The following is a 23,836-nucleotide window of genomic DNA, read 5'->3' as shown; positions in this document are numbered from 1 at the left end:
TGTCATGTGAAAGCGAAAAATGCCGCCACCCGGCATCACGGGCTGCTCAATGTTTCTGTTAGGGGACTGCGCGTTGCCTAGAAACGAAGATGGAATCTTTAGACTAATTGACACAAAATAACAACTACTATATTATCATCTCAATCGATCCACGAATAATTAAGAATAAAAACGCCAGTGTTAAAGGACACAAGAGTATCTTTTTATACGGACAACAGAGTCAAAGGCAAACCCGTCCAAAGACGGCGACGCAAAGCTATAGGGTCTGAAAACTCTCTGCACGAGTTATGACAGCCAGCTGCCTCATTTGAATATCTGGATCACGGAGCATTAACGTTTGCTCATCTATACCAGGATAAGGTGGCGGCACAAGTGGAGAACTCACGGCAGAGAAGAGCGGATTTCGCAATGACGGAAGAAGAGGTATGGAAAAAATTCCGCTTTACTTTTTCATATAATATTATAATTATTTTCCTCACATATCTTGTGATCGCCTCTAGAATTTCATTTCCATTTAATTTGCTACCAACCATTATTCTGATATCGGTGGTTTATTTTACCTACAAACATGCATGTGCTTACACATCAGAAAGACGTACAATAACTCTTTTTCCTATGATTTCTATAATTGGCGCATGGTATATTTATTGTGTGTTCTCATTTTTCCCTCCAGTCAAACTGAAAATCACGGTGATCTTTCTGGTAATTCTCGGGGGCGTCGGTTATTTCCTGTTTCGTAAATACAGAGATGAAAGAATCTGTCTCCTGTTTGTATTGTACTGCCTGACTATTCCACTGATATATTATTTACCCAGCTCCAGTGGTGGAGTACCAATGGTAAGGTATTTTACTTTCTTCATTGTTATCAGTACACCAATTATGAATTACCGAAACTACTTTAGACATCCCTATGGACGGTCGATAATTGAAGATAAGTTTTTGCGCGGCGACAGTTTATCAAGCTCCAGAATGGATACTTATATCACCGCAATGCAGTATGGACATCACCCAATTGTTCTCTCATGTGCAGTATTTGGGCTTTTCATGTTTGAGAGTATTAATGTTCCTGTATCTTATACAAAAGTTGCATTACACTCTCTTTTTTGTTCTATGATGACCTTTCTTTATGTAGAGGATTTTCTTTTTGATCTTACTTATATAGGTTTTATAAGCAGCTCGCTGAATCTAAATGCAACAAAGTACAGAGAAGACTGAAGCATGTCTATAAACGTAACATTTAACGAAGCATAGGCACACGGAGAGACCTCGAAACAAACAACTGTAGAGCCGTAGATTCATTAGACGAGATGATGTGGAAATCAGACAGACGGCTGTTTTATTTTATCGATGCAGAATAGGAAAGAATTAACGTAAGACACTAATTTGACTGTTGGGGGTTCCAATAATGTATGGAAATGGTATTAAAATGAAAAATCAAGTAATAAGTAATATAGATAAAATCAAGAGCGTTGATGCTGTACCTCGAGATAAATTAGCATCCCGATCAAGACGTTTTATTGCCGCTAGTATTGATATTCTAATATATGTTGTAATTTTCCTCACGTTAAACAAAGTCTTGTTTGGAAATAATTTAGTATCCGCCTACTCATTAGAAAGATTGTATTTAGCTATTAGCGCATTTTTTATATATTTTCTTTGTAATTATAAATTTTTAATTAAAGGACAAACAATAGGGGAAAAAATCTTAAGGATACGCATCGTTACAACACAAAACAAGATTCCATCACTTTTTAACGTTTTCATAATAAGGCACATTTTATTTGTCTGTGTTGTATTTCTTATTGATTATCTAAATTACTATTTTTTGCACATAACTCTTTTAAATTACATATGTTTAATTAATTATTTATTGATATTTGGAAAGAAAAAACGTTGTCTACATGATTATTTAGCCCATACAATGGTATTGTATGAACTTTAGATAGAGAACCGGCAATGAATAAGCCATATAATAAGAGCAACAATCCAATAGATGTGGTAATGTCGAAAAAAGATTTTTCTGCGGTGCGGACAAAAGGGCAAGCACAAAACCCGGACGCGCCCTTGACACGGCTCTTTTTTATCTCTATACTTGTCAAGTTTTAGAATACGCTTGGTGCGGGCTTTAAAATGTCATTTGGCTGCCTGACACACAGCGGAGGAGGGAATTTATAGAATGTACGCAGTAATCGAGCAGGGCGGAAAGCAGTACAGGGTCGCGGCAGGCGACAAGTTCAGGTTGGAGAAGATCCACGCTGAAGACGGAGCACAGGTAGAATTTGACAAGGTTATTCTCCTCGGCAAAGACGAAGGCGCAGTGGTTGGCGCTCCTTATGTTGAGGGAGCTACGGTAACGGCGAAGATTCTCGAGAGCGGCAAGGATGACAAGGTCATCGTCTTCAAGTACCGCAGAAAGAAGAACTACCGCAAGTTCCGCGGTCACCGCCAGCAGTACACGCTCGTTCAGATCGAAGCAATCAACGGTTAGTTTTTACGCAAGGGGGATATTGAGTTATGGCACATAAAAAAGGGCAAGGAAGTTCAACCAACGGCCGCGACAGTCAGCCTAAGTATCTTGGCATCAAGCGCGGAGACGGTTCTTTTGTAAACGCGGGAACGATCATCGTCCGTCAGAGGGGGACAAAGTACCACCCCGGACAGCACACAGGCCTTGGCCGTGATTTCACGATTTTTGCGCTGGTCCCCGGCAAGGTCCGCTTCCAGACAAAGGCAAACCGCAAGTACGTCACGATCGAGCCGGAAACACTTTAACTAAATCCAGAGAATCACTGATTATACAGTCAATCTTTGAAGATCTAATCAGTGGCATCAGAATTTTTCGGGGGCCCTCATAGAGCAGGCCCCCGTTTTTTAGATGGAAAACCAGCGGTCATATACACTCCGACGGACAAACCAGATCCTGTTGTGGAAAGCAAAGATTTCCCATCCCACCTGTAAGTCACGGACAACCTTCGCATGTGGATCAGGCGTATAAATGACACGTCTGATGGAGCTGCTTGCCTCTGTCCGCGCGAAATCAAGATTTCGGCTTTCTGTCCATTATCAGCGGAGCGGTAATGTAATGGTTATTTTTTGAAATGAGGTGAAAATATGAAATTTGTCGATTCTCTGCGAATGTCTATTAAGGCGGGACGCGGCGGCAATGGCTGCATGAGCTTCCTGCGCGAACGCTTCAAACCCAACGGCGGCCCGGACGGCGGCAACGGCGGGCGCGGCGGCAGCGTTATTTTCGAGGCTACCAACAACCTGCAGACACTCGCGGACCTTGAATATATGCACCATATTAGAGGCGAGAACGGCGGACACGGCAAGGGCGCCGCGAGAAACGGCCCCGCCGGCGAGGATAAGGTGATCTATGTCCCCTGCGGCACGGTTATCTATGACGCGGAGACAGGGGAGGGCTACGCCGACCTTGTGGAACCACACGACCGTTTCGTCGCGGCACGCGGCGGACGCGGCGGTCGGGGAAACCGATATTTCGCCAGCTCGGCACGCAAGGCTCCGCGCTTTTGCGAACAGGGCGATCTTGGCGAAGAGGTGATGCTGCACCTTGAACTGCGGCTTATCGCGGACGTCGGCCTTGTCGGGCTGCCAAATGTGGGCAAGTCCAGCATCTTGGCCGCCATCTCCAACGCGCAGCCAAAAATTGCCAATTATCCCTTTACGACGCTCTCACCAAACCTCGGCGTGCTCAACACCGGCGACGAACGTATCGTCATCGCCGACATCCCGGGGCTGATCGAGGGGGCCCATATGAATAAGGGGCTCGGTCTTGAGTTTCTGCGGCATGTGGACCGTACGAGGCTTCTCGTACATGTTTTAAGTCTCGAAAGCGGCGATTATGATACAATAATCCAAGATTTTACGGTCGTGCGCCAGGAAATGGAGAAGTACGACCCTGAGCTGGAAAAGCGCCCCTATTTCGTCGTTGCGAACAAACTCGACGAGGTAGAGGAGGAGCTTATAAGGGAGCTCACGGAGAGGCTGGCCGCCTATTTTAAGGAAAAGAATATCCTTATGATCACGGCAAGCGCCCTGACGGAGGAGGGGATACCCGAACTCGTCAAGGAGGTAATCAAGTTTGTAAAGGATCATCCGCGGCCCGAGAGCAATGTCCGGCTCTACGCCCTCGAAGAGAGGGTTCCGGAGAAGACGCCGCTCCGCAAGCGCAATAGGATCCAGATCATCACGCTGCACGGCGGCGGTTACCGGGTAATGCACCGCCAGCTGGAAAAGGCCGTCGAGCGTTATGATTTCAGTCAGGAAGAGAATGTGGCGCGCTTTACGCGGCTGCTGCGCAAATATAAGGTGGAGGAGCTTCTTGAGGCGGCGGGCGCCGTGCCCGGCGATACGGTAAGCATCGGGTATAAGGATTTCGATTTCTATCCCGATTATTACCCCGACGAGCTTCCCGATGACGACGAGCCGGACGAGCTTGTTGAGAGCGAAGCCGAAGAGTCCTCTGAGGACGTAACGCCATTACCTGAGACGGACGATGCCGAAGAGGCCTCCGAGAATGACGGCTTAGAAGAAGATAAGAACAAATAATAAATAGGAGCATTGATATGACCGAGGAAAACCGCAGAATAGGTATCATGGGGGGAACCTTTGACCCGATTCACAACGGCCACCTGCTGGCCGCGGACGAGGCTCACGCAGCCTTCGGACTTTCCGAGGTCATATTCGTCCCTACCGGGCAGCCGCCGCACAAGGCAAACCAGCGGGTAACCTCCGCTGAAGACCGTTATATGATGACGGAGTTTGCCACGGTAGGCTGTCCTTATTTTAAGGTCTCACGCGTGGAGATCGACAGGGTAGGGAGCAGCTACACGATAGACACGCTGCGGACGCTGCGCACGATGCCCGAGTACGCGGGAGTGGAATTTTACTTTATCACGGGACTGGACGCCGTTCTGGATATCGTCTCTTGGAAGAATCCGGAAGAGATCATGGATATGTGCAAGTTTGTCGCGGTCAGCCGCTACGGCTATACGCACAAGAGGATGGAAGAGCTGCCGGGCGAACTGCGCAACAGAATAATCCCCCTTGAGATACCGCTGCTGGCGATATCGAGCACCGAGCTGCGTGAGCGCATTAAAAACGGCAGAAGTATCCGCTTCATGGTTCCATCCGCGGTGGAACAGTTCATTAGAAAAAAATCCCTGTATAAGAACTAGACGGAGGAAATACTTTTGAGACGTTCAAGAACTATTATTTTAATAATAATTTGCGGACTTGTTGCCATCTTCGGCGGCGCCGGGCTGCGGTTCTATTTTGCGTGGCACACATCGCAGGCCGACATACTCAAGGCGTTTGAAAACGAAAGCCAGAAGAAGGAGAATGACAGTTACGCCGCGCTGCTGAAAGAGCAGGGGAGGTTCAACATCCTCGTTATGGGCGAAGACAATGTTGAGGGGTCGCGGCGCTCCGACACGATTCTCTTCGTCACTATCGATATCGACGACAAGAATATGCGCGTAATCTCGCTGCCGCGCGATACCCGCGTGCAGATTCCGCACCACGGCACGCAGAAGCTTAATCACGCCTTCGCCTACGGCGGCCCCGACCTGCTAAAGGCGACGGTCGAGAAATATCTCGGCCTGCCGATACTCTACTACGTCGTCATCGATTACGACAGCTTCCCCGAGTTTGTAGACATGGTCGGCGGGGTAGAGATGGACGTCCAGAAGAGGATGCGTTATGTCGACAGGGCCGGCGGTCTCGATATAAATATTCAGCCGGGATGGCAGCTTCTTGATGGAAAAACTGCCCTAAAATATGTACGCTTCAGGAAAGACGCCCTCGGCGACATCGGCCGTATACAGCGCCAGCAGCAGTTTATCAAAGCGCTCGTTAAGAAGGCCTACGACCCGCGCGTTTTGATCAAGTTCCCTGAGCTAGCGGCCCAGGCGATGAAGATATTCAAGACGGACATGTCTCCGACCCTTGCCGTACAGCTTGCTGGCTTTGTACAGAACGAGCTTGGCCGCGAACGGATGTTTTTCTCCATGCTGCCGGGAGAACCGGCGATGATCGACCGCCTGAGCTATTGGCTCGGTGACGTCAAGGCGGCAAACGCCTTCCTCAACGCTCCTGTGGAGGCGCTGGTATCCGGCGACGTTACGGAGGGCAGCGGCAGAAATGCGAAGCAGGTGCACTTCTCGACCGCTGGAGACAATATCTCAGCCTCTGAGGACGCCAAAGATAACGGGCAGCTTGGTACTTCGGCGGCTCGGAGCGGCGATAAAAAGGATGAAATGAGCAAAGATGAGCTCATGACCCTGATAAAGTCGATGCCTGAGTCGGTGGCGGTCCTCAACGGAACAGGCAAGGCCGGTGTGAGCGCCGAGATATCGACACGCCTGCAGCAGCTCGGCGTCGACGTGATCCATTCCGGCAACGCGAAACATTTCGACTATCAGCACTGCAACATCGTCTATCCGACCAACGCCAGCGAGAAGGTCAAGACGACGGCGCGCCAGCTCGGCACGCTTCTTAAGATCCCCAAGAACCTCGTGCGCCCGAGCCAGCAGGCCTTTTACGCCTCGATAATTGCGGGACATGACTATAAGAAACTGACAATATTATTGGATAATATGCTGAAGATCAGCAATCAGTAAAGAAAAATAAAGAGGAGTGACCTGTAAATGACGGAAAAAAATGAAGATTTCTGCGCGCCGTACATGCCTTTGGTAGAGGCGCTGCTTGATAAACACGCGGCGGAGGTCAGCGTACACAACCTGAGCGAGATATCAGGCTTCGCGGATGTGTTTATCGTAGCTATCGCCCGTTCTGAGCTGAACGCAAGGACGCTGAAAGATACCGCCTGCGACATGCTCGATGAGATGGGGACAAAGTACCGCGTCGAGGGTGAAAACAGTACCAGATGGACGCTGATCGACGCGGGAGACCTTATCGTGAATATCCTGAGCCGTGAGGGACGCGACTTTTACAGACTCGATTCACTGTGGGGCGACGCTCCGACGAAGAAATTCACCGATCAGGACGAAGATTAGCTCCATGGAATGCATCTTCTGCAGGCTCAAGGATTATGTTCTGGAAAATGAGCTCGCTTACGCGGTATTCGACGTAATGCCGGTAAACGAAGGTCATATGCTTATCATCCCTAAGAGGCACGTGCAAAACTATTTCGACGTCACTCTCCAGGAGGAGGCGGCGATGCACGAGCTGCTTCGCAGGGGAAAAGAGCTGCTTGATGAAAAATATCACCCCGACGGATATAACTTCGGGGTAAACTGCAACGAATGCGCGGGGCAGTCGGTGATGCACGTCCATATGCACCTGATACCGCGCTACAAGGGCGACACAGAGTCGCCGCTTGGCGGCGTCCGTGGTGTCATCCCCGAAAAGATGGCCTATATAAAGAAATAACGTTAGGCAGGATTATAATACCGGCCCAGATCTGACGGGAATTGCCCCGTCAGATTTTTTATACGCGGGGGTACAAAAGCGCCTGCAAGATGATATTATTAGGCATCACTATGCGGGAGGTGTACGGATGAAAATAGCCGTGCTGGGTATCGGCGGCGTCGGCGGTATCGTCGGCGGCGCGCTGGCAAAAAATCACACAGAGACCTACTTTTACGTGCGAGGGAAAAACCTCGACGCCATACGCCGGAGGGGACTCATGGTACAGTCCGCCCTGCTGGGCGATTTCACGGTGCAGCCTAAGCTCGCCGCGGACAGAGCGGAGGAGCTTGGCCTGATGGACGTCATCTTCGTCTCATGCAAAGGGTACAATCTGAGGGCGGCCTGTGAGTCCATCGCGCCGATGATCAAAGCGGAAACGCTGGTGATACCGCTGCTGAACGGCGTCATCGTCTCCGACATCATGAGGCCGATGCTGCCTTCGTGCCTCCTGGCGGACGGCATCATTCGCGTATTCAGCCATCTGGAACAGCCGGGGCATATAGTGCAGAGCTACGGCCCCTGTAGCGTCATCCTCGGCATGAGGGATGGCGGCATACCACAAAAGCTGGAGGAGACTGCGGCCATCGTCGACAAGGCCGGTATCGGCACCACGTTATCGGACGATATTCTTGCCGACAGCTGGAATAAATATATGATGATGTGCGGCAACAGCGTGCTATTTTGCTGCTGTGACGGACCGGCGGGAAAGGTCCGCGAACATCCCGACCACATGGAGTTGGTACGCGCCGTGGCCGGCGAACTGATCGCGGTTGCGGCGGCCTCCGGAGTTACGATGCCCGCTGATATGGCTGACCGCTATACGGAGAATTTTTCAAAGCTGGCGCCGAAGGCGATGAGCTCGCTTTACCGAGACCTCAGCGGCGGCAAACCGCCAAACGAAACAGAGCTCGACCATATCATCGGCAGGATGATAGAACTTGGACGGCAGTACGGCGTACCGACGCCGTACCACAAGGCCGCCTATGAACGTTTTGCCGCAAAATAAAGACGGACTTTAAAGTCGGTCTTCCGGAAACTGAATTTTGGGATTACGACTTATAATTACAAAAAGAGGGATTCTTTCACAGCAATACGCGTGGCAGAATCCCTCTTTTTTGCATTTTAACACACTCAAGTATTGATGGGGAAGCGCTTTATAATGATGTCCTATAATTTATCTTATGTTACATAGACCCCCTCTCGAAATATCCGGGAGGGGCCAGATGCTGATTATGAGGCTATTTTTATATAGTGCGGTTCATGCGCTTTATGTCCTATATCTTTGCCGTTATGTAACGTTGTCTTTCGTATCTACAGCGCGTTCTTTACTATCTGGATGAAGCTCTCAGGTTTGAGCGAGGCTCCGCCGACAAGCACACCGTCGATGTCCGGCTGTGAGATGATGCCCATTGTATTTTCAGGTTTTACGCTGCCGCCGTACAGTACGATGAGCTCATCGGCCGTCTTTGCACAGTAGCATTCCGCCGCGAGGCCGCGTATGAATTTGCAGATATCTTCCGCGTCGGCGTCGCTGGCAGTCTTGCCGGTACCGATGGCCCAGACGGGTTCGTAGGCGACGATCACCTTTTCAGCGACGGTCTTTCCCTCCATACCCTTAAGCCCCTCGACAAACTGTCTCTTGATGACCTCGAAGGCCTTTCCCGATTCGCGTTCCTCAAGCGTCTCGCCGACGCAAAGAACCGCGGTCAGGCCGCCCTCTACGGCTGCGTGCACCTTTTTGTTGAGCTCTTCGTCTATTTCGCGGAAGATGTGACGTCTCTCGCTGTGGCCGATCAGGACGTGCGTCGCGCCGATCTCCGTGATCATCGGCACCGATATTTCGCCCGTAAAGGCGCCGCTCTTTTCCCAATGTGTATTCTGCGCGCCGATTATCACCGGCATCTCTTTAGCGCCGCAGGCGGCGGTGAGCAGCGAGACGGCAGGAACGAAGAAAGCGATCTCTTCCTTCCCGTCGGCAACGGCCTTTTGTACCTCAGGAGCGGCCTTTATCTCCGCATCGAACTTGTTAAGAAATTCACTTGTGGCCTTCGGGCCATTAAACATCTTCCAGTTGCCCGCGATAAACTTTCTGCGCATACTAGATACATTCCCTTCTATCTCAATGATCGACTGCCATACCGTTTTTATTTTTGTTTTCAGGGCAGTTTTATTTCTTTATTTTAAGCTATTTATCCAATGTATAAGAATCAAGATTACGTCCTTCACAGCTCCTTATACTCTTATACAGAAAAGGGCGGATATTATCCGCCCTTCGAATCTTTTATTTCATCTTCGCTAATCTAAAACGTAGGGCTCGATGCCCGGCAGACTCTTCCCCTCAAAGAATTCAAGGCTTGCGCCGCCGCCCGTGGAGACGTGCGAGACCTTGTCCTCCATTTTGAAGAGAGCTATCGCCGCCGCGGAGTCTCCCCCGCCGACGACCGTCAGCGCGCCCTTTGCGGTGGCGTCGGCGAGCGCCTTGGCCACGGCTTCGGTGCCCTTAGCGAAGGCCGGCATCTCAAAGACGCCCATCGGTCCGTTCCAGAGCACGGTCTTAGCCGCCGTTATCTCTTTCGCGAATAGCCCGGCGGTCGCTGGACCGATGTCAAGCCCCATCTGATCGGCGGGAATGGCCCCCGCGGAGACCACCGACGCCGGCGAATCGACTTTGAATTCCGGCGCGGTGACGACATCCGTCGGAAGCATGATCTTTACACCTAGTTTCGCGGCTTCGTCAAGCATCCTGGCCGCGAAGTCGAGCTTCTCGGTCTCGCAGAGCGATTTACCGATCTCTTTGCCCTGCGCCTTGAGGAAGGTGAAGGCCATGCCGCCGCCGATAAGGATGGTATCGACCTTTTTAAGCATATTCTCCACCACCGCTATCTTGTCGGAGACCTTAGCGCCGCCGAGGATGAGGACGAAGGGTTTCTTCGGTTCGTCGCGCGCCGCGGAGAGCATCGTGATCTCACGGTCGATGAGTTTGCCTGAATATGAGGGCAGAAGCTCAGCCGCCGCCCTTGTCGAGGCGTGCGCCCTGTGCGAGGCGCTGAAGGCGTCCATCACGAAGAGGTCGAAGTCCTTTGTGAGCCGCTTGGCGAATTCGATGTCGTTTTTCTCCTCTTCGGGATAGAAACGGACGTTCTCCAGCAGCAGCACTTCGCCGTCTCTCCAGGAGGCTACGGCCTCGTCAACCTTTTCACCCACGCAGTCGGGGACGAAACGCACGAGCCAGCCCGTGAGCTTCGCAAGCTCCTCGCCTACGGGTTCCAGTGTGTATTTAAGGTTGAAGGTTCCCTTCGGCCTGCCGAGATGTGAGATCAGGGCAACCTTCGCGCCCGCCTCACGCAGAGCCGTAAGCGTCGGAAGGTGGGCCTTGATGCGCGTATCGTCGCTGACCCTGCCGTCGGCGAGGGGGACGTTGAAGTCCACCCTCACCAGAACCTTTTTCCCCGCTACCTCCGATGGTGAAAAGGTCTTCAGGCGCATGGCTTAAAGTCCCTTTTTGAAGATGTAGTTCGCGAGGTCGATGACTCTGTTGCTGTATCCGCACTCGTTATCGTACCATGAGAGGAGCTTTATCATTCTGTCTCCCATGGACATGGTGTGCATCGGCGCGAATATCGACGAATTGGTGTCACCGACGAAGTCCATCGACACGAGGTCTTCAGGCTCGTACTCGAGTATTCCCTTAAGCGGGCCCTCGGCCGCCTCTTTCATCGCCGCGTTGACTTCGTCCACCGTCGCCGGCTTCTCGAGGACTACGGTGAGGTCGACTACCGAAACGTCGGGGGTCGGTACGCGGAGCGCAAAGCCGTTGAGCTTGCCTTTGAGCTCCGGCATGACCTCGGAGATCGCCTTCGCGGCTCCGGTGCTGGTCGGTATGATCGAAAGGGCCGCCGCTCTGCCGCGCGAGAGGTTCTTGTGCGGGAAGTCGAGCGTCTTCTGGTCGTTCGTGTATGCGTGGATGGTGTTCATGAGCCCCTCTTTGATGCCAAACTTGTCCTGGAGGACTTTGCAGACAGGAGCAAGGCAGTTTGTCGTGCAGGAGGCGTTGGAGATGATGTTGTCTTTCTTAGGATCGTAGACGCCCTCGTTGACACCCATAACTATCGTGGCGTCATGGTTCTTGGCGGGAGCCGAGATGATGACCTTTTTCGCGCCGGCTTCGATGTGCGCCTTCGCCTGATTGGCGTCCGTGTAGCGGCCGGTCGACTCTATGACAAGGTCTACGCCCATCTCTTTCCAGGGCAGTTTCGCGGGATCGGGCTCCGCAAGGGCCTTGATCCGCTGTCCGTTTACGACGAGGTAGTCGCCGTCGACTTCAACTGTGCCGGGGAAACGGCGGAATACTGAGTCATACTTAAGCAGATATGCAAGAGATGCCGGCGGTGTGAGGTCGTTTATCGCCACTATTTCAAATTCATTATCTTTCCCGTTCGTGAAAAACGCGCGAAGAGAAAGACGTCCGATACGTCCAAACCCGTTGATTGCAACCTTGTACTTAGCCATTGTAAGTGCCTCCTTAGAATTTTTACCAATACCTTGTGAAAAGAGGGATAAACCTAGTATTTATCCTTCTTTTATGATTGTGCTACTATATTACGTTTATGTCAAACAAAAAATTCTATTTTTGTAAATTAACGCTTATTTTTTATTCGTCCGACTTATACAGACACCGATTGAACCGCAAACATTCTGCAATACAAAAACGTATGTCACGCTGGCCGGCGGCTGCCTGTTTTATTCGCTGACCTCAAGGTTCTCATGCAGCACGCGCAGGAGCTCTCCGAGCGATACGGCGCTGAGGACGTCTCCGTGCGGACGGTAGGGCATCATGCCGTCGAAGAGTTCGGCCACTCCGCCGAGGCATCCGTGGCGCAGGTGCGAGTTGAACGGACGGACGAATATCCAGCCGAGATCCTTACGCGAGGGGTTGTTCTTGAGGTAGGCGGTGATGAACTGCCCCAGCAGCCATGTCCAGGCCATGCCGCGGTAGCGGGCCTTGAGGCGCTGGTCCAGGCGTCCCTCGGAACGGCCCTTGAACTTGTCATGGCGCGGGTCGAGGGTACGGAGTCCGTATGTCGTGTAGAGCTCGTTCCAGCAGAGGCGCACCACATTCTGCGCCGCCTCCGGCGAGAGCGGGCTGAAGGGCAGCGAAGCCGCCAGTATCTGGTTCGGGCGGATCGTGCCGTCGTTTTTGAAGGTCTCCGGATCGACGCTGTCGTAGAGGCCTTTCATATCAAAGCTCCAGAAGGTATCGTTGAAGGACTTGGCACACTTCTCCGCCGCCTCTTCATACTTTTTCGCCGAATCGGCGCAGCCGCACTCAAGCGCGTATTTTGCGGCGCATTTCAGCGCGTTATACCAAAGGGCGTTGACCTCTACGAGGTATCCCTTGCGCGGAACAACGACTTCGTCGCCGGCCACGGCGTTCATCCAGTATCTTGATGGATGCGCCGAGGTCATGCGGAGGAGCATATTCGGGTCGCATACCGCGTCAAGCTCGGCGGCGCCGGAAATATATTTTTCGACGATCTCTTTTATCGCGCGGGCGAACGCCGCTCTGTCCTGAGCGTCAGCCTCTTTATGGTGCGTGAGGTATTTGTCCGCCGCGTATACGAACCAGAGTCCGTTGTCGATGCAGCCAAATTCACAGGAGCCGTCGTCGGCGAATTTCTCGGGCATGACCCAGCCGTTTTTCTCGGCGATCTCAAGCCAGTATTTTAGCGTCTTCGCCGCTACCGCTTCCCTGCCGGTGGCGAGAAGCAGTCCGGGTAGCGAGATAAAGGTGTCGCGCGCCTTCGTATCGACTGAGGGATAGCCGGTATAGATAGGGGCGATGCTCTCTGGGCGGTCGTCGACGAGATGGTACGAGGATACGATCATATCCTGCTCAGCGCTGTTGAGGGCGGGTATATTCGCCTGCTCGAGGATATTTTCAAATCTCTCCGCCGTCTCTTTTTCCATGGCGGCAAGCTCTTTGAGCGTGAAGCTCTGCGGCTTCTCGGAGAGCACCACATAGACCACGTCGCCCTCGGATATCTCGTTGGAGATGAATCCCGGCGACCACAGATGGTCGACGCCGGCGGATTCTGGACGGTCGTCCTGCTCGTAGATGAGGTTTTCAAACCAGAGGGGCTTCAGCGACCAGGTGCCGGCCGTGGCCGAGCAGCAGCTGGCGTGTCCCCTGCCCTTTACGCTGATGCTGTGCGCGTCGTCGGAGGATACGCTGAATTCGGTCTTACCCGATTCAGGGCATACAGTATCGCTCAGCCTGTGGGCGAAGAGCGGGCACAGATCAAGGCGGACCTTATCAGGAGCTGCCAAAAGCTCATACTTTATTACCGTGCATTCTTTTCCATGCGGCATAAAAATCGATTTTTTGAGGAGGATACTATGAATTACAAAAAGTATACTTGGGAATGGATTTCCCTGATATTCCTGTAGATACCTGTAACCGTCCGGATAAACCAGATCCTTGTAACGGTTCGTTGAGAGCTGGTATTTCTTATTGCGGTCAAAAATGGTCTCTTCAATTTTGCTGACCAGGACCGAGTGCTGCCTTTCGCTTTCAGGCCTCACTACGAGAAGGCCGTGCTCTCTCCTTGTGTTCGCCCCTATGACTGTGGAAAACCCGTAGCTTCCGCGCCCGTTGGAGACAAGGAACTCCCTCCCGGCGCCTTTGTCATAGGTGTTAACGTCTGCCTTTCCTAAGTACATTGGCATCATCCCCCTTTGATTGCTTTCTTAGCATGGTTTCTAATTTCCGCCACCTATATTCTACCGTACTTTTGCTAATTGGTCTCGGTAAAGTTTGTCCAAGTTCTTTTAAAGTTATGCTCGGATTTTTCTTCCGCGCCATTACCAGCTCAAAAAGCGGCGCTGGAAGCTCTTCCACTATTCCAAGGTCCTCCATCTGACGGATCAGCTCCATCTGGAGGCGGGCCGCCTCCAGGCTCTTATTGATGTTCGCGGCGTCGCAGTTCACGAGCTTATTGGCGTGGCTCCTCATCGAACGGTAAATCGCCGTCTCCTCGAGGTCGAGGGCCGTCTTAACGAGCCCTATGCGAGAGAGAAAGGTGACAATCTGCTGCTGGTCTCTCAGCATCAGTTCGCGGCACTCCATCTTCTTTCTCACGCCGACCGTGAAGCCGCAGGATTTCAATATCGCCTGAACGCGCTCCGCGGAGCCCTTCCCCGCCGGCGGCCGGATGACCAGATAATATCCCGCCCTCGGTATATAGAGCGCGCCGCAGCTCCCAAAGAGACCGCGTACCCAGTTCCAATTTCGCGTGCGCTTCGCCATCGCGTTTGTGACGGCGAATATCTCCGTCGCCGCGCGCCTGCCGATGGAGAATACGATCCGGCCCCTCTGCTGCGTGTGGATAAGGCGGATGCCCTCTCCGTCAGCCGGGCCACTCCATTCGCACTCTCCCCAGAGACGCATCAGCCGCCGCACGACGAAGAGGCGGGGCGAGGTGAAGAGATAATCTTCGCCCTCCACATTATAACTCATGCCGTCGATGATTCCGGCCGCCTCGTCTTTTACCGGCTGGGAGACCGGAAGCGCGCCCCACTCGTCCCAGATGGTATGATTCAGACCTTCCATTATATGCGCCCTCAGCTCTTCCTGTTCTCGCGGATAAGTTCCATGATCGTCTCCGAGAGGTTCTGCGCGTTATGCCGCAGGTACTTCCCGTTTCTTATCTCACAGTAATCGCCGTAGACCACCGTCGTTCCGAGCGACTCCAAATAATTTTCCTCTTTCGCGGAGAGGTATAGAGGCTCCGCGCCGATCTTGCTGTAGCGTGAAAGAAATTCCGCCGGTATCGCGGACTGGTTAGCGAGCACATAATCGGGGACGGTCCCCAGAACGCCGGTTATCCAGTCGACATGGGCGACGATGTTCATGCCCTCCGTCTCCTTCGGCTGCGTCATCAGATTCGCGATATAGACGATGGGGACCTTAGTATCTCGAAGCAGCTTCGCCATATCGCTGAGCAGAAGGTTCGGAAGCACGCTGGTGAAGAGGCTTCCGGGCCCGAGCACGATGATCTCAGCCTCGGCGAAGGCCTGTTTTACGCCGGTCAGCGCCTCGGCGTCCGCAGGCTCTATCCATAGCTTCGCCAGCTGACTGCCGTTATCCGATATCTCAAGCTCGCCGGAGACCAGCCTGCCGTCAGTGGTCTCTCCCTTGAGCGTCACATTATCCGTCGTTACGGGCAGCACCTGCCCGCGTATGGCGAGGAGCTTGTTCAGCTCCTCCACGGCGCGCTGGAAATCGCCCATCATCTCTGTCGTCGCGAGCAGGATGAGGTTTCCCAAACTGTGCCCTTTAAGCTCGCCGCGGTCGAAGCGGAAATTGAGCAGGCTGTTCAGCGAGCTGTCGTTCTCCGCGAGCGCGACGATACAGTTGCGGATATCTCCCGGGGGCAACATGCCCCACTCCTGGCGCAGCCTCCCGGAGCTGCCGCCCTCGTCAGTGACGGCGACCACCGCCGTGATATTCCGGGTGAAGCCCTTAAGGCCGCCAAGCAGCGTTGAAAGCCCCGTGCCGCCGCCGATCGCGACGACGCGCGGCCCCAGCGAGAGTCTGTACTCAAGGGCGTTCGACATGATGCGGTGGCGCTCCGCGGGCCGCCTCCAGAATCTGCGCCGTTTGGGCGCTATAAAGTAGACGGCCGCCCCGCCAAGCATAAAGGCTATTATGAAGGTGAGTATCCAGAGAACGGCGTTCACCAGAGGTTTCCTTTATCCACATCACGGTGCTGCACCTTGACGCGCCGGCCTGCCGCCTCCAGGTAGGCTCCAAGGATCTCCGTGACGGCTACGGAACGGTGCCGCCCTCCAGTGCAGCCGATACAGATATGCAGCTGCTTTTTGCCCGTGTCGCAGTAGACCGAAGAGACATAGTCGAGCAGCGGCTCCGCGCGCGAGAGAAATTCCCCCAGCGCGGGAAAGCCCTTCAGGTATCTCACCACCGGTTCGTCACGTCCTGAAAGCTGATGAAGCTCGTCTACATAGTTTGGATTGGGCAGGAAGCGGACGTCAAGGATATAGTCGGCATCCTGCGGCGCCCCGTACTTAAAGCCGAAAGAGCTGACGATCACCGCCGGCTCCTCCATCGACATCCCCGTGGCCTCAAGAAGCCGTATTTTGAAATCGGGCAGTTTGAGCCCGGTTGTATCTATGACTATATCGGCATTTTTTATAATACCGTTTAAAAGTTCCCTTTCGTTCTGGATTCCCTGAAGTATCGTCATCCCCTCTGCGAGCGGATGGCGTCTGCGTGTCGTCTCAAAGCGGCGCACAAGCGCCTCATCGGAGGAATCCACAAAGAGTATCTCCGTATGGACGTTTTTCTCCCGGAACCGGGCGGCTACGTTGACGAGGTCGTTCAGCAGGTCCTGGCCGCGGACGTCGACCACCGCCGTGACGCCGTTACGCACCGCGGACTGATGGCCCTCAAGCACCTCGAGAAGCTGCGGCAGAAGTGTGGGGGGCAGATTGTCTATCGCGTAGAAGCCCTGGTCCTCAAAGACATTTAGGGCGGATGACTTTCCCGCGCCCGACATGCCGGTAATTATGATGCAGCGTTTGATCTCTCTTTTTCTTTCCAAGTAAATCATCTCTCTTTGCCGGAGGCGGTTTTTGCATTCCCGCGCTGAAGATCCGTATATCAGGATACTATAACAGATAACGGAACAGGCAACGGGAATAATGCATATCTTCCTTTATGTGCATTATAACAAATCTTGCCGCGTTATGTTTATCGCCGGAGGCATTATATAGTAGAATATCCAAAGTTATTCTTGGAGGTGAAGCCAGATGCTGCGCACAGCGATATTTTTTACCTGAGCCGGTCTTGATGCAGGGACTGCATTGCTGTCTATAGTGAGCGCGCGGCGCGGAGGCCTCCGGTAAATCCTCGAAACCATTCTTACCCTCTTACTTTATCTGCCGCGCGCGCCTCTTTATGCAGCGCGCCATAAAACAGAAAACCGGCCAGATAAAAGGGGGAGCATTATATGTACAATAATATAGACCAAATATTTGATGAAATGCGCGAGGCCGTCCACAACGGCCCCGTAGCCGTGAAGGAACTTAAGGAGGCGGGCCGTCCGGTGATCGGCACCTACTGCACGTTTACGCCGTGGGAGCTCGTCAACGCCGCGGGCGGTATCTCCGTCTCATTGTGCAGCACCAGCGACAAACCGATCGCGGCTGCGGAAAAACACCTGCCGCGCAACCTCTGTCCGCTCATAAAGTCCAGCTACGGCTTCGCGCTAACCGACACCTGTCCCTACTTCCATTTCTGCGACATGGTCGTCGGAGAGACAACCTGCGACGGTAAAAAGAAGATGTACGAACTGCTCGGAAAGCTGCGCCCAACCCACGTCATGCAGCTGCCGCAGCGCAGGGAGCACCCCATGAGCCTCGAACTCTGGAAGGGGGAGATCATCGCGCTCAAAGAGGCGCTCGAAGAGCTCTGCGGCACGGAGATAACCGACGAAAAGCTCGCGGAGTCAATAGCGCTCAGAAACTCGATGCACGCCGCGGCGATGCGCTTCTATGACCTTTCAAAGCTGCCTGACGCCGTAGTAACGGGCAAGGAGATCATGCTCGTATCCGACTATCTCAAATTCACCTTCGACTATGGAAAGAGCGTGGCGAAGGTCAATGAACTCGTCGATAAAATACTGGAAAATTACATCGACGGCCAGCGCCGTCAGGACATCGCCGCCCACCGTATCCTCATCACGGGCTGCCCGATGGGAAAATCCTTGGAAAAGATCGTCGACATCCTCGAATCTCCTGAATGTGCCTCTCTCGTTGTCGGCTTTGAAAACTGCGGCAACCTCAAATGCTCGCACTATAAGGTCCGGGAGGATATCGCCCCGCTTGACGCGCTCGCGGAAAAATACCTCTCCATACCCTGCTCCGTCATGTCGCCCAACGAGGGACGCGAAGAGCTTCTGCGCCGCTACGCCGAAAGATACCGCGCCGACGGCGTCGTAGACGTCATCCTTCAGGCCTGCCACACATACAACGTCGAGTCCTACTCCATCCGCCAGTTCCTCGCCGGCGAGGGCATCCCATACATCGCGGTGGAGACCGACTATTCGCAGGGCGATCTCGGGCAGCTCGCCACCAGGTTCGGCGCCTTCACGGAGATGCTGTGATGGCCAGCATCGGCATCGACATCGGCTCCACCGCGACCAAGGGCGTCCTCTGGAACGGCAGCGGCTTTGAATTCTACCTAACCCCCACCGGCTGGACGCCTGGGGAGAGCGCGGCAAAGGCGGTGGCTCAGGTGAGGAGACGCGGACATATACTTAAAAACGAGGATCTTCACGTCACGGCGACCGGCTACGGGAGAAACGTCTTCCAGGCCGACAAGCGCGTCACGGAGATCACCTGCCACGCCGCGGGCGCGCACTACCTCGCGCCGGAGGCTTCGACCGTGCTCGACATCGGCGGACAGGACTCAAAGGTGATAACTCTCGGCCCCGACGGCAGAGTCACAGACTTCCTCATGAACGATAAGTGCGCCGCCGGCACGGGACGCTTCCTCCAGAACATGGCGGTACACCTCGGCTGTTCGCTCCCGGACTTCGCCGCGGTCCCGGAGAATACGCCCTTCCAGCCGATAAACAACATGTGCACCGTCTTCGCGGAGTCCGAGGTCATCGGCCTGCTGGCTCAGGGCGTGGCGAAAGAGTCCATCTGCATCGGCCTGCTGGACTCCGTGGCCCAGCGCGCGGCAAACCTCATTTCGCGGATATCTGATTACGGGGACATCTGCTTCACCGGCGGCTGCGCGCAGAACAGCCTGCTCGGAAAGCTGATCGAAAAAAAGACGAAACGCCGAGTGATGATCCCCGAACGCGCCCAATACGCGGGAGCCCTCGGCGCGGCGCTGATCGGCGCGGGGATGTAGAGAACAACGGACAAAACACAGCGGAAAGAAAACAGAGCGGGAGCCTTGGCACAGGCCAAAGAAAACTCCCGCTTCGCCTTAAATGTAAAAAACAGGCCGCCGGCGGCAAATTTAACGACCTAAATTATGGAACTTAAAGAGCCCTAATCATCATTATACCGATCTTTTACGCTCCAGATATCTGTTAAACTGCGGTACGGAAAAACTTATCTCCCCTCGTTCAGAGGCATAGACAAATCCTTTGTGGATCAGCTGTGCCCGGAGGGTCGAAATTTCCGCGACAGACTTGCCGAGCCGCGCGGCGACATCTTTGACGGCGCACTCGCGCCCGCCGCAGTCGACCATGGCGTACATGAAGGCCAGCTCCTTGGGAGTCGCGCGGTCATAGCGGACCTTGAAAAAACTTTCATCCAGCTCACGTTCAAAAGTCTCTCGAGCCGCCATCGCACCAAGAAGCGAGATCCGGTGATCTTTTATTTGGCGCCACGCCTGCCTGCCATACTCCTGAATAAAATAAGGATAACATTCGGTCTCTTTAAGAATATAATCGAGAGCGTCGCCGTCGTAATGGACGTCAAATGCCAGCGCCGGTTCAGAGAGCGCGAGGCGCGCCGCCTCACTGTCCAGGGAGCCAATTGGAACAAAGCGGAATAACCGCTCAGCATAAGATTTTACGTCCCCCGCGATCTTCGCGATTTTAGGCAAACCGGCGGCGAAAACAATAAGCGGATAGCCCTTCTGACTTACCCTGTGAAGGGCTACGATGAGCGCCTCAAAATCAGCCTCGGCCATATACTGTATTTCATCAATAAAAAAAGCGGCCCCACGCCCAGATTTCGCGGCAAGCGCCCCCAAGGCGGTAAAAAGCTCGGTAAGGTCGTTTTTAAAATCCCCCGTATCGGAGACCCCCACCGCGGGCGGAGCGGCCCCTTCTATGCCGAAATTGACAGATCCGTCCGGGCTGTAAGTGGCGTGAAAGGCCTTAAGAATGCCGAACGCTCTGCCGGCGCTCTGCTTAGCCATCTCAATAACGCTCATTCTGCGCATCAGTTTATTGGTATAAAGTGAAACAGCGCTTTTAAAATTCCCCCGCTCCGTTATCTCAATATGTTCATAGAAAACATCGAGATCCTTTGCACGCTCTTCTACCTCATTCAGCAGCACGGTCTTGCCCACGCCGCGCAGCCCATAGTAGACGACGGATCGCGCGGTAAAACAGGCAGCCACCCTTGCCAGCGTTTCGTCCGCCTTTTCAAGAACCTCGTCGCGTCCGGCAAGGCAGCGAGGCATTAGTCCGGCTCCGGGTGTATATGGATTTATCTGAATCATCTTTCCGCCTCCTTACGCTGCAAAAATAATTTTACGCTGTTAAAAGCTAAAAATATCCTATACATATCTATATTATCATATAATTATAAAAAAAGTTAGACGACGTTGACTATACATGGCAAACACAAGAAAAGCAGCCCGCGCGCGGGGGCTGATGTATGGCCAGCGGAGGATTTGTATTCTGCCGCACTTTCAGGAAAAACCTAAAGCCTCGAACGGCGGCATATTTCAGAAAAGCCGCCGAGCATTTCGGCGGCCCTTTCAAGTCTTTTATGCGTAAGCTCAAAATCTGGATAGACGGCAAAACGGCAGAGCTGTATCCACTCGCCGGACAGTTCGCGTATTTACAGACCGGCAGCCATTTGCGGGAGGATATGCCGAGCGTACGGCACAAACTTGGAATATCGCCGCGGCGATGACCTCTCTTCGCGGCAAATGGCCGATAGACTTTGCAAGTCTGTTTTCCTCTGATAATATGGCCTCCAAAGCTTAGCTACCCGGAAAAATTTTAGCGGGCGCCCTCTCCGTGGTTCCCACACTCCGCGGCGCTGCCGGTCAAAGTCTCCACCGCGTGACGCAGGCCGCCAGTGACCGCCTCAAAGCACTGCCCCGCTCCGCGTTTGCTGCCGGGGAAGGCGATAATAAGCGAACGCTCTTTTATGACCGCTACGGAGCGCGTGAGGAATGAGCGCGGCGTATATTTCAGGGTCTCGATGCGCATCATCTCGCCAAAGCCGGGAACGACCTTGTCGGCGATTGACAGCAGCGCCTCCGGCGTGTTGTCGCGCGGCGAGAGGCCGGTGCCGCCGGTGGTGAGGATGAGGCTGATCCCCCTCTCCGCCCATTCGCGGACGGCGCCGCAGATCTCATCCGGGTCGTCGGGGACGATCTTTCTATCTTCGGTGACGCAGCCCTGCGCGAAGGCGAGGCGCTCAAGCTCCGGCCCCGCGGTATCGATACGCTCGCCGCGGCTGCCCTTGTCGCTGACGGTGAGCACCGCCGTCCTTATCGGGGACCAGATCTGCGCCCTTTCAGAGACGCCGAGAAATCCCGCGGTACATACCTTGAAGGAGGCGCTTTCACCCTGCCAGTGCAGCAGGGTGTCGCCCCTCTCCCCCACGGCGAGGAAGCCGCCGTCGCAGAGCTCCGCCTCCGGCGGCAGAACGACGGTCATCGCGCCGGCGTATTCTTCGCCGTCGAGACTCTCGCCCGCGCGCGCGAACTTAACTGGGATCTCAACCTCGTTTATACAGGTCCTGCCCTCGCGGTTGGTATGAATGTAGCAGAGTGTGTGGTCGCCGATCAGCGACGGCGCCCATAATCTCAGTATTCTCATTTAGCCTCTCCTCCCTCGGAAGCGCACTCCGAGACAAAATTCCCGGCGGCGTTCCATTCCCCGCTCTTGCCGCCGGTCTTTCTCAGCAGGCGGATGTCCTTTATCACCATGCCCTTGTCTATCCCCTTGCACATGTCGTAGAAGGTAAGCGCCGCGACTGAGATGCCGGTGAGCGCCTCCATCTCCACGCCCGTCACCTCGGAGGCGGTCGCCTCGCAGGTGATCCTCAGGGCCTTTTTTTCATGGTCCAGGTCGCATTTGACCTTGATGTTGTCAAGCCTGATGGTATGGCAGAGCGGGATGAGGTCGGGAGTCCTTTTGGCCCCCATGATGCCGCCAAGCTCCGCGATCGAGAAGGGATCTCCCTTTTTCACCGCGCCCTGCGAGACGGTCCGGTATATCTCATCGGGCAGAAAGAGCCAGCCCTCGGCCCAGGCGGTGCGTTTGGTGACCGCTTTGTCGCTGACGTCGACGAGTCTCGGACGGCCCTCGGCGTCGAAATGCGTGTATTCTCCCATCTTTTATCCTCCAATTCCCGACATCTGAAGATTGCCGGTGTTTATGTCGTTCCAGCAGCGTGGCTTTTCGTGAACGCCGCGCAGGATGGCCTCCCGCAGCGCGGCTGTCTCCCTACTCCGAATCAGCTCTTTTAGGGCAGTTTCGTGAGGGTTAAAAAGGCATGTTCTCAGGTTTCCCTCGGCGGAGACTCGCAGTCTGTTGCAGGTCTTACAGAAATGGTTCGAGACCGCGGTGATGATCCCGATGGTGTCGCTAGTCTTTTCGTTGAAATAATACTGCGCGGGGCCGTCGTCGCTGCCGCCGGCCGTCGACTTTTTCCAGGCGTCGCCTCCGGGCAGCATCCTGAGTATCTCCTCCCCGCCGATAAATGAGTCCTTGTCCCAGACTCTCTCCTGAAGCGGCATAAACTCGATAAGCCGCAGCAGCAGCCCCTCGCGCCGCGAAAAGGCGAGCATATCCGCGATCTCCCGGTCGTTGAAGTCCCTGATGAGAACGGCGTTGAGCTTGATGTTCCCGATGCCGGCGGACTTCGCCGCGCGTATGCCCTCAAATACGCCCTCTATCCTGCCTATCCTCGTGATACGCGCGAATTTCTCCGGGTCAAGGGTGTCGAGGCTGATGTTGAGCGAATGTATCCCCGCCTCCGCAAGCTGCGCCGAATATTCGCCGAGCAGCGAGGCGTTCGTCGTGAGCGCGGTCTTTATCCCCGGCAGCTCCGAGTGAAGCTCCTTGAGGAAGGGCACAAGCCCCTTGCGCACAAGCGGCTCGCCGCCCGTGAAGCGGAACTTCCCCACCCCCAGCTCCACAAATACGCGGCAGAGGAATTTGATATCCTCATAGCGCAGGATATCCTCATGGCTCAGGCATTTGACGCCCTCCGGCGGCATGCAGTAGGCGCAGCGGTAGTTGCACCTGTCCGTCACCGAGATGCGGACGTAGTTCAGCCGCCGCCCGTAGCCGTCCCTGAGCTCCGTCAGTTCGGCCATCTGTATCCACCCATTTCTTCGACCTTTCGACGCCACTCCGCGTCTTCGAGGCTTGCGCGGAGGGCCATGATGCCCGGATGTTCCAGATATTCTTCCGGGATGACGAGTTCATAGGGTTCTTCGGTGATCAGGATGAAGTCGAGGCCGAGGGCGTCCGCCGCGGACTTGATGCCTAGCGTGGCGTCCGCCAGCCCCGTGTAGACGCGGTTCGCCGCCTCCATGTTGGTCGTGCATATCTTCGAGTAGCCCTTGATATTCTACTGCGCCACGCCC

General features: G+C 54.2%; 24 protein-coding genes and 1 riboswitch. Of the genes, 12 read left to right on the top strand and 12 right to left on the bottom strand.

Annotation, left to right across the window (positions count from 1 at the left end):
• Positions 1–215: 215 nt before the first annotated feature.
• Positions 216–306, top strand: a riboswitch (cyclic di-GMP riboswitch).
• A 54-nt stretch (positions 307–360) separates the two neighbouring features.
• The 10 genes from LIO98_RS12190 (at position 361) to LIO98_RS12150 (ending at position 8,458) form a co-directional block, all read left to right on the top strand.
• A complete protein-coding gene (locus LIO98_RS12190; protein ID WP_291957540.1) occupies positions 361–1,215 on the top strand; it encodes a hypothetical protein in 855 nt (284 codons plus the stop codon).
• Between the two features lie 190 nt (positions 1,216–1,405).
• Positions 1,406–1,942, top strand: coding sequence for an RDD family protein (locus LIO98_RS15445; RefSeq protein ID WP_363304378.1), 537 nt, complete (start codon positions 1,406–1,408; stop codon positions 1,940–1,942).
• A 234-nt stretch (positions 1,943–2,176) separates the two neighbouring features.
• The gene (rplU, locus tag LIO98_RS12185) at positions 2,177–2,488 is read left to right on the top strand and encodes a 50S ribosomal protein L21 (protein ID WP_291957537.1); all 312 of its coding nucleotides are present in this window, start codon (positions 2,177–2,179) and stop codon (positions 2,486–2,488) included.
• 26 nt (positions 2,489–2,514) lie between these two features.
• Positions 2,515–2,772 (top strand): 50S ribosomal protein L27, encoded by a 258-nt coding sequence (rpmA, locus tag LIO98_RS12180; protein WP_066744587.1) that lies wholly within the window; start codon positions 2,515–2,517, stop codon positions 2,770–2,772.
• 339 nt (positions 2,773–3,111) lie between these two features.
• Positions 3,112–4,569, top strand: a complete 1,458-nt coding sequence (gene obgE / locus LIO98_RS12175) for a GTPase ObgE (protein ID WP_291957533.1) — start codon at positions 3,112–3,114, stop codon at positions 4,567–4,569.
• A gap of 17 nt (positions 4,570–4,586) precedes the next feature.
• Positions 4,587–5,198, top strand: coding sequence for a nicotinate-nucleotide adenylyltransferase (nadD, locus tag LIO98_RS12170; protein ID WP_291957531.1), 612 nt, complete (start codon positions 4,587–4,589; stop codon positions 5,196–5,198).
• Positions 5,199–5,213: 15 nt separating this feature from the next.
• A complete protein-coding gene (locus LIO98_RS12165) occupies positions 5,214–6,641 on the top strand; it encodes an LCP family protein (protein WP_291957528.1) in 1,428 nt (475 codons plus the stop codon).
• 27 nt (positions 6,642–6,668) lie between these two features.
• Positions 6,669–7,037 (top strand): ribosome silencing factor, encoded by a 369-nt coding sequence (gene rsfS / locus LIO98_RS12160; RefSeq protein ID WP_291957525.1) that lies wholly within the window; start codon positions 6,669–6,671, stop codon positions 7,035–7,037.
• Positions 7,038–7,041: 4 nt separating this feature from the next.
• The gene (locus LIO98_RS12155; protein ID WP_291957522.1) at positions 7,042–7,413 is read left to right on the top strand and encodes an HIT family protein; all 372 of its coding nucleotides are present in this window, start codon (positions 7,042–7,044) and stop codon (positions 7,411–7,413) included.
• A 127-nt stretch (positions 7,414–7,540) separates the two neighbouring features.
• Positions 7,541–8,458, top strand: coding sequence for a 2-dehydropantoate 2-reductase (locus LIO98_RS12150; RefSeq protein WP_291957519.1), 918 nt, complete (start codon positions 7,541–7,543; stop codon positions 8,456–8,458).
• Positions 8,459–8,763: 305 nt separating this feature from the next.
• Here the strand turns inward: LIO98_RS12150 and tpiA are convergent, their stop codons facing one another.
• The 7 genes from tpiA to rapZ form a co-directional block, all read right to left on the bottom strand.
• Positions 8,764–9,549, bottom strand: a complete 786-nt coding sequence (gene tpiA, locus LIO98_RS12145) for a triose-phosphate isomerase (RefSeq protein WP_291957517.1) — start codon at positions 9,547–9,549, stop codon at positions 8,764–8,766.
• Positions 9,550–9,747: 198 nt separating this feature from the next.
• Positions 9,748–10,938, bottom strand: a complete 1,191-nt coding sequence (locus LIO98_RS12140; RefSeq protein ID WP_291957513.1) for a phosphoglycerate kinase — start codon at positions 10,936–10,938, stop codon at positions 9,748–9,750.
• Between the two features lie 3 nt (positions 10,939–10,941).
• The gene (gene gap / locus LIO98_RS12135) at positions 10,942–11,961 is read right to left on the bottom strand and encodes a type I glyceraldehyde-3-phosphate dehydrogenase (protein WP_291957510.1); all 1,020 of its coding nucleotides are present in this window, start codon (positions 11,959–11,961) and stop codon (positions 10,942–10,944) included.
• Positions 11,962–12,192: 231 nt separating this feature from the next.
• Positions 12,193–14,172 carry an amylo-alpha-1,6-glucosidase gene (locus tag LIO98_RS12130; protein ID WP_291957508.1) on the bottom strand — a complete coding sequence of 660 codons (1,980 nt, stop codon included), beginning with the start codon at positions 14,170–14,172 and terminating at the stop codon, positions 12,193–12,195.
• Positions 14,147–15,061 (bottom strand): DNA-binding protein WhiA, encoded by a 915-nt coding sequence (whiA, locus tag LIO98_RS12125; RefSeq protein ID WP_291957506.1) that lies wholly within the window; start codon positions 15,059–15,061, stop codon positions 14,147–14,149. Before whiA ends, LIO98_RS12130 begins: the two co-directional genes overlap by 26 nt.
• Positions 15,062–15,072: 11 nt before the next feature.
• Positions 15,073–16,191, bottom strand: a complete 1,119-nt coding sequence (gene yvcK / locus LIO98_RS12120) for a uridine diphosphate-N-acetylglucosamine-binding protein YvcK (RefSeq protein ID WP_291957503.1) — start codon at positions 16,189–16,191, stop codon at positions 15,073–15,075.
• Positions 16,188–17,081 carry an RNase adapter RapZ gene (rapZ, locus tag LIO98_RS12115; protein WP_291957498.1) on the bottom strand — a complete coding sequence of 298 codons (894 nt, stop codon included), beginning with the start codon at positions 17,079–17,081 and terminating at the stop codon, positions 16,188–16,190. The genes yvcK and rapZ overlap by 4 nt, the downstream gene beginning before the upstream one ends.
• A 399-nt stretch (positions 17,082–17,480) precedes the next feature.
• Here rapZ and LIO98_RS12110 point away from each other — a divergent pair, with 399 nt between their 5' ends.
• Positions 17,481–18,635: a double-cubane-cluster-containing anaerobic reductase gene (locus tag LIO98_RS12110; RefSeq protein ID WP_291957496.1), complete on the top strand. Its 1,155-nt coding sequence runs from the start codon at positions 17,481–17,483 to the stop codon at positions 18,633–18,635.
• The gene (locus LIO98_RS12105) at positions 18,635–19,393 is read left to right on the top strand and encodes an acyl-CoA dehydratase activase (RefSeq protein WP_291957493.1); all 759 of its coding nucleotides are present in this window, start codon (positions 18,635–18,637) and stop codon (positions 19,391–19,393) included. Before LIO98_RS12110 ends, LIO98_RS12105 begins: the two co-directional genes overlap by 1 nt.
• 153 nt (positions 19,394–19,546) lie before the next feature.
• Here the strand turns inward: LIO98_RS12105 and LIO98_RS12100 are convergent, their stop codons facing one another.
• The 5 genes from LIO98_RS12100 to LIO98_RS12080 all read right to left on the bottom strand — a co-directional run bounded on the left by LIO98_RS12100 (position 19,547) and on the right by LIO98_RS12080 (position 23,817).
• Complete coding sequence (locus tag LIO98_RS12100) at positions 19,547–20,722, bottom strand: ATP-binding protein (RefSeq protein WP_291957491.1); 1,176 nt, start codon at positions 20,720–20,722, stop codon at positions 19,547–19,549.
• Positions 20,723–21,230: 508 nt separating this feature from the next.
• Positions 21,231–22,058 (bottom strand): MogA/MoaB family molybdenum cofactor biosynthesis protein, encoded by an 828-nt coding sequence (locus LIO98_RS12095; protein WP_291957488.1) that lies wholly within the window; start codon positions 22,056–22,058, stop codon positions 21,231–21,233.
• Positions 22,055–22,576: a cyclic pyranopterin monophosphate synthase MoaC gene (moaC, locus tag LIO98_RS12090; RefSeq protein WP_291957485.1), complete on the bottom strand. Its 522-nt coding sequence runs from the start codon at positions 22,574–22,576 to the stop codon at positions 22,055–22,057. The genes LIO98_RS12095 and moaC overlap by 4 nt, the downstream gene beginning before the upstream one ends.
• Before the next feature lie 3 nt (positions 22,577–22,579).
• Complete coding sequence (gene moaA, locus LIO98_RS12085; RefSeq protein ID WP_291957482.1) at positions 22,580–23,563, bottom strand: GTP 3',8-cyclase MoaA; 984 nt, start codon at positions 23,561–23,563, stop codon at positions 22,580–22,582.
• Positions 23,551–23,817 (bottom strand): substrate-binding domain-containing protein, encoded by a 267-nt coding sequence (locus LIO98_RS12080; RefSeq protein WP_291957553.1) that lies wholly within the window; start codon positions 23,815–23,817, stop codon positions 23,551–23,553. The genes moaA and LIO98_RS12080 overlap by 13 nt, the downstream gene beginning before the upstream one ends.
• Between the last annotated feature and the right edge of the window lie 19 nt (positions 23,818–23,836).

Source organism: Cloacibacillus sp. (genome assembly GCF_020860125.1).
Taxonomy (GTDB): Bacteria; Synergistota; Synergistia; order Synergistales; family Synergistaceae; genus Cloacibacillus.
This window is presented reverse-complemented; position numbering and strand designations above follow the sequence as displayed.

What these genes read in the sequence shown, in the direction of transcription:
- LIO98_RS15445 (WP_363304378.1), top strand. Translation starts at nt 1,406, where the DNA reads ATGTATGGAAATGGTATTAAAATGAAAAATCAAGTAATAAGTAATATA.
- rplU (WP_291957537.1), top strand. Translation starts at nt 2,177, where the DNA reads ATGTACGCAGTAATCGAGCAGGGCGGAAAGCAGTACAGGGTCGCGGCA.
- rpmA (WP_066744587.1), top strand. Translation starts at nt 2,515, where the DNA reads ATGGCACATAAAAAAGGGCAAGGAAGTTCAACCAACGGCCGCGACAGT.
- obgE (WP_291957533.1), top strand. Translation starts at nt 3,112, where the DNA reads ATGAAATTTGTCGATTCTCTGCGAATGTCTATTAAGGCGGGACGCGGC.
- nadD (WP_291957531.1), top strand. Translation starts at nt 4,587, where the DNA reads ATGACCGAGGAAAACCGCAGAATAGGTATCATGGGGGGAACCTTTGAC.
- rsfS (WP_291957525.1), top strand. Translation starts at nt 6,669, where the DNA reads ATGACGGAAAAAAATGAAGATTTCTGCGCGCCGTACATGCCTTTGGTA.
- LIO98_RS12155 (WP_291957522.1), top strand. Translation starts at nt 7,042, where the DNA reads ATGGAATGCATCTTCTGCAGGCTCAAGGATTATGTTCTGGAAAATGAG.
- LIO98_RS12150 (WP_291957519.1), top strand. Translation starts at nt 7,541, where the DNA reads ATGAAAATAGCCGTGCTGGGTATCGGCGGCGTCGGCGGTATCGTCGGC.
- tpiA (WP_291957517.1), bottom strand. Translation starts at nt 9,549, where the DNA reads ATGCGCAGAAAGTTTATCGCGGGCAACTGGAAGATGTTTAATGGCCCG.
- LIO98_RS12140 (WP_291957513.1), bottom strand. Translation starts at nt 10,938, where the DNA reads ATGCGCCTGAAGACCTTTTCACCATCGGAGGTAGCGGGGAAAAAGGTT.
- gap (WP_291957510.1), bottom strand. Translation starts at nt 11,961, where the DNA reads ATGGCTAAGTACAAGGTTGCAATCAACGGGTTTGGACGTATCGGACGT.
- LIO98_RS12130 (WP_291957508.1), bottom strand. Translation starts at nt 14,172, where the DNA reads ATGTACTTAGGAAAGGCAGACGTTAACACCTATGACAAAGGCGCCGGG.
- whiA (WP_291957506.1), bottom strand. Translation starts at nt 15,061, where the DNA reads ATGGAAGGTCTGAATCATACCATCTGGGACGAGTGGGGCGCGCTTCCG.
- rapZ (WP_291957498.1), bottom strand. Translation starts at nt 17,081, where the DNA reads ATGATTTACTTGGAAAGAAAAAGAGAGATCAAACGCTGCATCATAATT.
- LIO98_RS12110 (WP_291957496.1), top strand. Translation starts at nt 17,481, where the DNA reads ATGTACAATAATATAGACCAAATATTTGATGAAATGCGCGAGGCCGTC.
- LIO98_RS12105 (WP_291957493.1), top strand. Translation starts at nt 18,635, where the DNA reads ATGGCCAGCATCGGCATCGACATCGGCTCCACCGCGACCAAGGGCGTC.
- LIO98_RS12100 (WP_291957491.1), bottom strand. Translation starts at nt 20,722, where the DNA reads ATGATTCAGATAAATCCATATACACCCGGAGCCGGACTAATGCCTCGC.
- LIO98_RS12095 (WP_291957488.1), bottom strand. Translation starts at nt 22,058, where the DNA reads ATGAGAATACTGAGATTATGGGCGCCGTCGCTGATCGGCGACCACACA.
- moaC (WP_291957485.1), bottom strand. Translation starts at nt 22,576, where the DNA reads ATGGGAGAATACACGCATTTCGACGCCGAGGGCCGTCCGAGACTCGTC.
- moaA (WP_291957482.1), bottom strand. Translation starts at nt 23,563, where the DNA reads ATGGCCGAACTGACGGAGCTCAGGGACGGCTACGGGCGGCGGCTGAAC.